At 42.2% G+C, this 10,839-nt stretch carries 10 protein-coding genes; all 10 read right to left on the bottom strand.

The features are described from left to right. Window positions 1–65: 65 nt before the first annotated feature. Window positions 66–440, bottom strand: a complete 375-nt coding sequence (pilV, locus tag JMX83_RS10505) for a type IV pilus modification protein PilV (protein WP_406947630.1) — start codon at window positions 438–440, stop codon at window positions 66–68. Further along, complete coding sequence (locus JMX83_RS10500) at window positions 437–913, bottom strand: prepilin-type N-terminal cleavage/methylation domain-containing protein (RefSeq protein WP_227675819.1); 477 nt, start codon at window positions 911–913, stop codon at window positions 437–439. The genes pilV and JMX83_RS10500 overlap by 4 nt, the downstream gene beginning before the upstream one ends. 504 nt (window positions 914–1,417) lie before the next feature. Further along, window positions 1,418–2,020 carry a ComF family protein gene (locus tag JMX83_RS10495; RefSeq protein WP_227675818.1) on the bottom strand — a complete coding sequence of 201 codons (603 nt, stop codon included), beginning with the start codon at window positions 2,018–2,020 and terminating at the stop codon, window positions 1,418–1,420. 40 nt (window positions 2,021–2,060) lie between these two features. Beyond that, window positions 2,061–3,473, bottom strand: a complete 1,413-nt coding sequence (locus JMX83_RS10490; protein ID WP_201601465.1) for a phospholipase A — start codon at window positions 3,471–3,473, stop codon at window positions 2,061–2,063. Between the two features lie 281 nt (window positions 3,474–3,754). Further along, window positions 3,755–4,909 carry an IS200/IS605 family element RNA-guided endonuclease TnpB gene (gene tnpB, locus JMX83_RS10485; protein ID WP_201601463.1) on the bottom strand — a complete coding sequence of 385 codons (1,155 nt, stop codon included), beginning with the start codon at window positions 4,907–4,909 and terminating at the stop codon, window positions 3,755–3,757. After that, window positions 4,909–5,304, bottom strand: coding sequence for an IS200/IS605 family transposase (gene tnpA, locus JMX83_RS10480; RefSeq protein ID WP_201601461.1), 396 nt, complete (start codon window positions 5,302–5,304; stop codon window positions 4,909–4,911). The genes tnpB and tnpA overlap by 1 nt, the downstream gene beginning before the upstream one ends. A gap of 298 nt (window positions 5,305–5,602) precedes the next feature. Beyond that, window positions 5,603–7,777 carry a cytochrome c biogenesis protein CcdA gene (locus tag JMX83_RS10475; RefSeq protein ID WP_201601458.1) on the bottom strand — a complete coding sequence of 725 codons (2,175 nt, stop codon included), beginning with the start codon at window positions 7,775–7,777 and terminating at the stop codon, window positions 5,603–5,605. A gap of 47 nt (window positions 7,778–7,824) precedes the next feature. After that, on the bottom strand, window positions 7,825–8,391 hold the full coding sequence (locus JMX83_RS10470; RefSeq protein WP_201601456.1) for a protein-disulfide reductase DsbD domain-containing protein: 567 nt from the start codon (window positions 8,389–8,391) through the stop codon (window positions 7,825–7,827). A 241-nt stretch (window positions 8,392–8,632) separates the two neighbouring features. Then, window positions 8,633–9,073 carry a type II secretion system major pseudopilin GspG gene (gene gspG, locus JMX83_RS10465; protein ID WP_201601482.1) on the bottom strand — a complete coding sequence of 147 codons (441 nt, stop codon included), beginning with the start codon at window positions 9,071–9,073 and terminating at the stop codon, window positions 8,633–8,635. A 545-nt stretch (window positions 9,074–9,618) separates the two neighbouring features. After that, window positions 9,619–10,821 (bottom strand): type II secretion system inner membrane protein GspF, encoded by a 1,203-nt coding sequence (gene gspF, locus JMX83_RS10460; protein ID WP_201601454.1) that lies wholly within the window; start codon window positions 10,819–10,821, stop codon window positions 9,619–9,621. Window positions 10,822–10,839: the final 18 nt, after the last annotated feature.

Below are 10,839 nucleotides of genomic sequence, written 5' to 3'. Positions count from 1 at the left end.
TAATTCTCTCCCATTGGTCATCACGTAGGGCATGTCGTCTTGTCATAGTCATTGAGCTCAAATTCCTAAATACGATCTAAGTATAGCTTATTCTGAAATATCCATGCTAATTGATGACACGCCCTAGTACCACTTGTGGTAGTTGCTAGTGTTGTACTAGCAGCGATAGCTTGTACGGTAGGAACAGCTCCTGTTGCCGTTGGTAGCGCAGTCGTGAATGTAGTACCACTACCAGTAACATAAGCCTCTGGATATGCGCGCATCACCTCTGCTAAATTTCGTACGATGGTCAGCGATTTAGTCCGCACTAAACTCTCATCAGTCGCATTGACTGCACGAACTTGCAAAGCACTAAATCCTAATACTGCTATCGATAACAGTAGCACAGCTACCAAGACTTCGACTAAACCGACACCACGTTGGAGGGTAGTAATATTCACGGACAAGACCCTCCTAATTTATTGATAATATTAGCCAGCTTGCTCACACTAACTTGTCTTGGACTAGCTGACGTGTTGCTGTCACAAATAGTATAGACTACTGCATTGTTAGCGTTTTTGCTTGGCGCAAAGACTACTATGGCTGGATTAGACTTCACCGTACTTTTAGCGCTATAACTGTAGCTAGTGATGCCCGAGACTCCAATAGTCCCTGCGTTAGTACCGTTATTGTTATATGATAAAGCTAGAGGCTGCCGACGAATAACACTCTCAGCCTTCGCTTCTTTTAATGCATTTTCAAGAGTAGCAGCCGTCGACTTAACACGCTGATTGGCAAGCTGTGTGCTAATACTAGGTGCAGCAATACTCACAATAATAGCCAGTACAGCAATCGTTACCATTAGCTCAATCAAGGTAAACCCTGAACTGGCTGTCCATCGCGTGGAGGGTAGACTATTCATAGATGCGTTCACATCGGAATCCCTTTTTATAACTGCTAGTGTCTGTCTGATATCAACCATGACTTAAAAATAATAAAAACCTCATACTACTTTTATTAATAATTTTACATTCAATATACTAAATAACATGCAATTTTTGTTCCATAACATTCTGTTGAGCTTATATACAAAACGATAAGAAAACCTATTCAGTGTATCAGCAAATATATACGTATTTAATAATATATCGTGAAGGCAAAGAGTTAGCAATATATTAATGATTTCAAATAGATAGCTTAATTAACACTATTGACTACCATGCGCTAAAGTATATGCTGAAATGTGGTAGTTACTATAGCGTTGAACATTTATCTTATTTGAATGCTCAGGTCCGATAAATACTCGCGCTAGAGCCTGTAAGCTTGCACCTGTCGTAGATACATCGTCGAACAATAGTAAGCGTTTTACCGAAGGTTTTTCAGTTAATGCAAACGCATTATCTAGGTTGCTTAGACGTTCAGCGCGTGTGAGCCCTTGCTAACTGACCGTATCATCAATGCGCTCAACACCTTGCCATAAAGGTATTTGCCAATGCTTTGACAGTTGTGATGATAAAATACTGACAGGATCGAACCCTCGTTTCACTAGTCTTTGATTGGTTGTTGGCATGGCAACAATTACACTATTATTATGATGACAGCCATGTGGCCGTGGTAGCTGGCGTAATGCATGTAACAACGATGGCAATTTTGTCATGTCTTCATGATGCTTAAACGCTCGAATTGCTTGACGCATTGGATATTCATAATAGGTAGATACTTGGATAAATAAGGATCTACCAGCAACAATGTCAACATCAAAAGGCTGTGGTAGCCATACGATACTGTTGTGACAATAAGTGCAGAGTAGACCTCTACTTGAGCGGTGATTTATTTGATGACAAATATGAGCAAACAAGGATTGATTGCTAGAAGGGGAAAATTTAGAATTTTCGCTCGATGCGTCATTACTATTAGCGTGTGAGTACTGCATCAATAGCTGAGATTGTGCTGTACTTCGATAAATACGGCATAGCTGGCAGCGTACATTTAAATACTCTGCCAGCCACAGTCCAGTTTGATAAGGCGTTAAGCGGTGCATAGACTATTGATTATCATAAATATGGTAAGACTCGCTTATGTTAGAGGCCTTTCCAGTCATTCAGTACAATACCGAAACCAATAGAGGTATTCTCATGATTATAATCAACAATGGACTCGCCGTAACCTTGGAATAGCTGCACCATACCATTGACGTTTTCTGACAATGGATAGATATAGTCGATTTGGGCAGCGCCTTTATTGGTGCTTGGATTGTAGCGCAAGGTACCACTAATACTTTGCTCGGCAGGCAAATCATATAAGAATTTGATATCGCCATAACCCATGTAATCTTCGATATCTGGATTGTCATCGTCGCTACTGCTATCGCCATTCACTCGAGCCCATAGACGCGGTATGACTGACAGCTTGCCCCACTCTGCCCCTGCCATCAGATAAGCACGGTTCCACGAACGTGATAATGGATCATCCTGTCCATTAGAATGGTGCACAGCGCCTGCACCTAACATGCGTAGACGGCCACCGAAAGGTAGGTCTGCCGTCACAGGCTGAGTCAAAAATATTTCAGGTTGATAGTCGGTGGCACGAAATGGTCGTGAATTGTCTTCATTATAAACCTGCCAATGTGACTCTTGGGTATAACCAAACCACAGATCAGCGCTGGTATCGAATAAATCCTCTGCAACTTTACTCTTTAGAGACAACTGAAATTTTAGCTCTGTCTCACGTATGTCATTAGAGTCAAAAGGTTCAATTTCCTGAGAAGGGGTGCTTGGATTTAAATTAGGATCAAAAGTATAAAACAATGGCAGCAGATAAGTCGGACGGTATGGTCTTACCGTCCAAGTACCGCGCTCACTGTTTTGGTCGAGATCATATGCCAAACTGAGTGGTGTGTATTTTTCAATATCTGTTTGAGTCACACCCACATTTTCTAGAACCTGAGCCTCTTGCTGATTGTCTGCGACCGTATCAAAACTATTAGTAGTAGACTGTTGATTAGCAGTTGCGCTCTCATCACTGAAAGTATTGGTCGAGTTCTCTTCCACAAAAACAACTTGTGGATTACCCGAAATAGTCGTCTTAAATGTTTTCGCCAAATCAACTGGTTGTTTGGTCATGGTGTAGCTTGGTGTTTTACCTTGCTCAGCTACCTTGTCAAAACAAGCCAAACGAGCGGCACTACTCTGCACTTGCGTACATTCAGAAAACAGCTTCGCTTGTTGAGCAATAAATTCTTTGCTAATTACTTTACCGCTCTGTGTGGTTACGCTCTGCGGCATCTCAACGGTTTCATATTCAAACGCCGCTTCTGGTACTGGCAGTTCGTTATAAGTTTGGCTATTATCAGCTGCTTGTACTTGTACCGCCGTACAACTCAATGCGATAGCGATTGCGATACTCAAATGAGTATGTAATGTGCGGCTACTGGCGTTACGACTGATTACATGAGTACGTTGTAATTGACGCTGAGTGGTGATGTGGGCAAACATAAATGTCCTTTATCTAACCAGCATTATCGCCAGCAGAGTATGTGAGTTAATTAATATAACTGTTAGCGTTGCCGCTAAAAAACTAGAAAATATGAGAACATCAGAGGCAGTTATGACAAACTGATATACCCCTTCAGTATTGTTACTTTATTGTAATGAAAATATAATCACTATACTAGCGTTATCGATATAATGAACTACCCACTACTTTAGAAGTAGGGGTTTCTTAGGTAATGCTCATACTTGATACAATATTCTGTATCAGAGGTTAAGCAAATTTACTAAGCTAACCCTGTCGCACCGACAGTTTTTGAGTGTTTAGCTAGTATCAATCCTTGGTTTAAGATATTGATACTGGCATTGGTATCGCGGTCATTTCGCTGTAAGCAATTTGGACAATCCCATGTTCTGACTGACAGCGGTAATTCAGCCTTGGTCAGTAGATGATCGCAGTTTGAGCAAGTTTTAGATGATGGAAACCATCGGTCTATTTTGACAAGCTCTTTACCGTACCATTCTGCTTTGTAGGCAAGCATAGTGGTGAATAACGACCATGAGCTGTCTGATATAGCTTTGGCAAGTTTATGGTTCTTAACCATGCCTTTGACGTTCAAGTCTTCAATGGCAATAACATCGTGGTTTTTGATGATATTGAATGAAAGTTTGTGTAGAAAATCAGCTCGTTTATTGGTTATTTTTTCATAGACCTTGGCGACCTTAAGTTTTTGCTTTTGGTAATTACGACTTTCTGACAGCTTCCGCTGATCCGCTTTGGCAGCAGCTCTGCGTTTGGCTAAAATCTTTTGTTCTCGCGCCAGTTTGTCTTGTAGCTTTGCTAGAAACTTAGGATTGGCAACTTTCGTACCGTCCGATAAGACGATGAAGTCTGTTAATCCTAAATCAATACCGATATTTGATTGGCTTTTGGGTAACTCATTAACGATGGTTTCAACCAATAGGCTGACAAAATACTTACCTGACGGTTTACGGCTGATGGTTGCGCTCTTTATAAGTCCGTTTATTTTATCGGGGAATTTGGCGTTGATATGACCAATTTTAGGCAGTTTAACGGTGTTTTTGGTGACAGCCACAGTGCCCTTTTGATTGTTGGTCGTATAGCTGTCTTTAATGCCTTTTTTCTTGAACTTAGGGAAGCCTGAGCCTTGTTTGAAAAACTTGTTATATGCAACTCTTAGGTTCTGCTGCACATTAGCCAACGCCAAGCTATCGACTTCTTTGAGCCATTCAAATTCTTTTTTGTACTGAGCTGGTGTGTTGTTTAAGGTGGTTTTAGTGGCTTGGTAATAATCAATCTTGTCGGCAAGCATTTTATTCCAAATAAAGCGCGTACAACCAAACGACTTAGCAAAGAATATCTGCTGCTCATCATTCGGGTACAACCTGACTTTATAGGCTTTAAGGATTTGCTTAGTCATTATTTACCTTGGTCAACGATATATTGTTTAATAACCTCAAGAGGCGCACCACCAGTCGTGATTAGGCAGAATGATTGCGACCAAAACTTATCTTCCCAAAGCTTGGTTTTAATCATAGGAAATTCTTTTTTCAATAATCGACTGCTTGCTGATTTATAGGTATTAATGAATTTACTAATTTCGGTTTTGGGGTGTGCTTTGAATAAAATATGAACATGATCTTTGTCGTGATTCCATTCAACAACCTCAATCTTATAATCGGGTGCAATGCGCTCAAAGATAGCTTTTGCTCTGTCCGATACTTCGTCATCAAAAACCTGTCTACGGTATTTAGTTACTAAAATTAGATGATAATTTAGCAGAAAGACTGAATGATAATTAGTGTCTAAAAGCATTTTATTATAATACCTTTATATAAATAGACTGAATTAGATATTTATCATATAATAATAATCACGCAAGGTCAAACGCATTCATCCCACTACCTTAGAGGTAGGGGATTTCTGCGGTAAAATGTTAAATCTGGCCGAAGAGACATATTGTGTGTGAAACCAAACGTTTAGAAGATATTATAAAAATAATTTAATGGCATTAAAAAAGCCAGCGTACCATTATTGGCGTACGCTGGCTTTTTTTCATTATTAAGCCTTAGCAAAAGACTTACTCAGGTTATTAAGTACGGGTTGTGAGCCATCAGTTGTTTAGCGTCGTTAAGGTTTGCTCAAACTCCAAGCGACCTATTTCGCCCACTTGCTGATTAACGAGTTGACCACCTTGATAATAAAGCAATGCTGGCGGGCCAAACAGCTTGTAGCGTGACAAAATGGCTTTGGAGTCTTCAGTAGTATCCGTGATATCAAGTCTCACCAACTGCCAGTCTTGCATCTGTGCTGGGCGATTATGAAATAAGTTTTTATCCATGATACGGCACTCAACACACCAATCTGCTGTCAAATCGACAAGGACATTGGGATTTGCCGCAACAATCGTATCTAGCTCTGCAAGTGTGGTGATCGTTTTATCTGTCGCCGCACTATCGTTGCCCATCGGCTGACCAGTCGCTGACTGCACCATCGTCGGCGTAGCGCTTAGCGAGGCTAATGGATGCAGGCTATCATCATTCCCTAATGCCGCACCCACGATCAGACAAGCAGCCCAAATACCAGCGATCAGACTCATGGCTTGGGTTAACATGCGTCTTTTACCGAGCCAGCTCCACGCCCATGTCGCCACCACCATAAACCATAATGCCCAGACCATAAGCATCACTGGCGATATAAACACGCGCTCAACTAATAGCAATGCCACCGCGAATAATAGTAGCGCAAAGCCCTGCTTGACCCAGTTCATCCATTCTCCTGCCTTTGGCATGATTTTGCCCTGAGTGGCACCGATTAAAATAAGCGGTGCTGACAAACCAAAACCCAGCATAAATAAGGCGGCGAAACCCAAGAGCGGACTACCAATGGTAGAGACTGCCAGTAGCGCACCGAATAATGGCGCAGAGACGCAAGGAGATACGACTAATGCAGATAAAAATCCAGCAATCAAACTACCACCTGTACTACCAAGCTTGCTATCACCTGCTTGGCTAAGCCCTTGCATTTTTCGGCTGAGTGCTTGCGGTAAACGTATGGTAAAAGCATCCAGCATGTATAGGGCTAACAAGACGAAAACAATCGCAAAGCTAATTAAAATAATAGGATTTTGCAACCAGCCAATAATACCTAATGACTCGCCAAATACTGCAATCACAGCGCCCAAAATACCATAGGCAGTCGCCACACCAATCGCGTAACTGGTGGTTAGGATAACACCGCGTTTGACCGTTGGGTTTTGCTCGCGGGCGACAATATTGGCAACGATAGGTAACATCGGTAGGACGCACGGCGTCAAGGCCAAACCGAGACCTGCTAAAAACAGTAAGACCAATGCGAGCCAAGGATGCGACGCCAAACCAAAAGGATCACCATCAATCAGGTCGTTAGAATTTACATTCTCACTATTGGTCGCGTCAATTGATACGTTGGCATTTGCTCCAGAAATCGTGGTCGTTGCAGTGCTACCATCTAAAGAGTCATACTCCAGAGTACTGTCATCGATTAGATCATAATCCATAACCTCATCATCCATCGGCGCTTGTTCTGCTTGCGCCGTGGTGCTACTGGTACCAGTTGTTGTGGATGTCGTCTCAGTATTCCCAGCAGATATTGTCGCATCAGTCAGATTGTCGCTCGCGGTCGTCTCGTTAACAGACGCATTTTCTGCCTCAGTGTTGGCATTACTTGTCGCGCTCTGTGATGATGCTGCTCTGATATTGACCGTGGTTTTGATTTTTTCAGGGGGATAGCATAATCCGGCTTTGGCGCAACCTTGCCAACCAATGACAACTGCTGCCTCATCGATGCTTTTTCCGTTGTTACTGGTCAAAATGGTACTTGCGACCATACTAGCTTGATCAAAAACCAATACTTTACCAAATGTCGGATCGTCGATTGAATATGGCTTTTGGTTAAAGGTAAAAGGTGCCGCGGTCACGCCCGCAGGTAGCGTCAGTTTGATTTGATTCTTATAGACATAATGCTCAGGCGTGATATCAAAATTAATAGATAGACGCGTACCTGACTTGGTAGATGCACTACTGCTACTAACCTGAAAGGCTTCATCTACTGGCAAAAATTTCGATTGCGCGGTATTTTGACTATTGCCAAATAGATCGCCCAATACTGCTGCTTGCGCCGTCGTTGATGTCGCTAACAGCCCTGTCAATAGCGAGCCGCTAGCAATCGCAAATGCTAGGACATACGATTTTTTTGCATGTGTATTTGCAGTCAATGATGGCGATTGTTGTGATGTCTTCATGAGCATGAATAGCTACCTGTTATTACCGATATTTGAATCAAACTTCTCAATACTTATCTACGTGTCGCAGCAATATTTACTTTAGTTTTGATCTTTTCAGGTGGGTAGCATAGCCCAGCTTTTGCACAGCCTTGCCAACCAATGATAATTGGAGCATTTTTTGCACCTTTACCATTATTGGTCGTCAGCATCGTGGTGGCAACAACACTCCTTTGCGTAAATACTGGAACTTTACCAAAGGTTGGATCATCAATGGACACTGGTGCCTGATTAAAGGTAAATGGTGTTGCATTTATCCCTTTTGGAAAGCTTAACGCGAGCTGGTCTTTATAGACATAATGTCCTGGCGTGATATCAAACGTGATGGATAAACGCGTGCCCTTAGATGTCGCTTTGGTGCTACTGATCACCTGAAAAGCTTCATCCACTGGTAAGAATTTTGATTGGGATGCGCTACTACTATTAAATAAATCGTTCAAGCCTGCCGCCTGTGCGCTAATTGATGTCATTGATAAAGCTGTCATCAACGAAGTGGTTGCAACAGTAAGTGCAAGCGCATGGAACTTAGTAGCGCGTTTATTGATAGCGACTGATTGTAGTGTTGGTATTTTTATTGACATAAGTTATTACCTTTGATTTTAGCTTGCAGTGACTGGTAGTACGAACATACACCTACTGATAAAACTATTGACCCTCAATACCAGGTTCATATCAGATGGTATTTATTTTACGTATCGATAAAAAATATCAACCAATAAAGAATTATTGGTTGATATTGATAGGCCGTTAATTGCACGATAACAAGTGCATTTAACGATATTTTATTGGTATAGGCTTTCTAGATGCCGACAAGGCTAAATCTTATAGCTGAGCATAAAGATCCGCATCCTGACCTTCACCACCTTGCTGTCCATCTGCACCTAAGGAAAACAAGTCATAAGGTCGCCCTTCACTACCTGGCGCAACATATTGCATCTCATTTTCCCAACCATCCGTTGGATAGCCACCTTTAATATAGCCACCTTCAGGATAGTTTTTTGCATCCGCAGGCGGTGTAGTAAGCGCTTCTAAACCTTGTGCTGTCGTCGGATAGCGTGAATTGTCGACTTTATACATATCTAACGCGTTAGAGACAGTAGCGAGCGCGGTTTCAGTAGTTTTGACACGCGCTTTGTCACTTTGTCCGACTACTTTTGGGACGACCAATCCTGCAAGAATAGCCAAGATAACGATAACGACCATAATCTCAATAAGCGTAAATCCCGATTGTCCAGACTTGCCTACCGAGCTGCGATGTGTCATTGAATGGACTATCTGATGGTCATTTACAATGCCACCATGGGCTTGAATATTATAATTGTCATCTTTGGTATTGGCACTTTTTGGGCTAATATTTACTTGAAGGGTGTCAGTCATAGTCATCGCTTTGGTCATCACAGTTATGTAAATAGTAAAAGTGGCGTTCTAGTAGCACTCATGCGTCTAGAGGCTTATCAATAAAACCCTAAATCATTGTCACTATAAACCATGGTTTTATTTTTATCCAGCGCTGTGCTCAGATTGTCATTACAGTCAATACCAAGTAACCATCAGCAAACAATCATAGAGCACCAACTGACCATCGATATTTATCACTATCGTTTTGACCCGCTTTCACTATAACGTGGTGCTTAGGTTTACCATAGCAAAAATTTTGCTTAGTCAACAATATACAACAGTAAGCAAATTTTAAGAAAGCTAACGTAGGGTTTAGCAAGATAGGTAATTAAGAGAGGATAAAAATGCAGATAGTTGATAGTTTGAGAAAAATATATCGGCTGTTTGTAAGCTAGTCAGTTAACTATTGACTAGCCTGCCAAGTCATTCATATTAACGATTGGTAGCATCACTGCCATCACGATAATCATCACCACCACGCCCATTAAGACCAACATCAAAGGCTCAAGTAGCGACAATAGGGTGCTAATAAAATTGGTGGCTTCCGCTTCTTGCATCGTGGCGGCACGACTGAGCATGTTTTCAAGCTCGCCTGAATTCTCACCGCTTTTGATCATTTGTACCATCATCGGCGGAAAGTAAGTGGATTTTTCGAGTTGGCTGGATAAACTTGAGCCTTCTGTGACCCTATCAGCGGCAGTCACAATCGTTTGCTTAATATGCAAATTGGTCGTCACTGCCGCACCAATATGCAATGCCTCAATCAACGGCACCCCTGAGCGTACTAAGATCGCAAGCGTACTGGCAAAACGCGCCGCATTCAATCCCTTGGATAATCTGGCTAATATTGGTAGCTTGAGCACCACACTATCTATTGCCAATTTCCCAGCCTGCGTTTGGGCAAAACGATAAAACAAAAACGCAATACCTGCCAATACCAGTAGCATTAGCCACCACCACTGCGTAATAATATTTGATAGCGTCAGAACGACTTGAGTAATTAATGGCAGGGCCTGTTCAGACTGCTCAAAGACTTTGACAATTTTGGGCACCACAAAACTCATCAACCCCATGATCACACCAATTGCCATAACCATCAGTACAATCGGATAGACCATCGCCCCTTGGATTTTCTTTTGGAGGGCAAAACGGTTTTCGGTGTAGTCGGCTAGCTGATTAAGGATTAAATCTAAGTGACCAGATTTTTCGCCTGCGGCAATCGTCGCGATGTATAAGGGTGGGAAGCTCGCGGCTTGTTGTAATGCTCGTGCTAAGCTTAAGCCTTCGAGGACATGTGAGCGTACCGCCAGCATCAGAGATTTGATATGCGTCTTTGGCGATTGTTTAGCGACAGCAGCCAAAGTTTCTTCAAGTGGAATACCAGCCGCTAGTAACACAGATAACTGGCGTGTGAGTAATGCAAGCTCATAAGCAGATGGTTTTTTATAGCGGCTTTTGTTTTGGCTTTGTATGTCATTGACTGCACTGACTTCGACTGGTGTCCACTGCTTATCACGCAGCTGCTGCCGAACTTGCCGAGCAGAATCCCCTTCTAGTAAGCCTTTTTGGACACTACCTTGGTCGTCAAGCGCTTTAAAATGATAAGCGGGCATAGCAGCAGATATCCTAAA

This window comes from Psychrobacter piscatorii, assembly GCF_904846415.1.
In the GTDB taxonomy this organism is placed as follows: domain Bacteria; phylum Pseudomonadota; class Gammaproteobacteria; order Pseudomonadales; family Moraxellaceae; genus Psychrobacter; species Psychrobacter piscatorii.
Note: the sequence above shows the minus strand (reverse complement) of the source record. Positions and strands in the feature narration are given on the sequence as shown.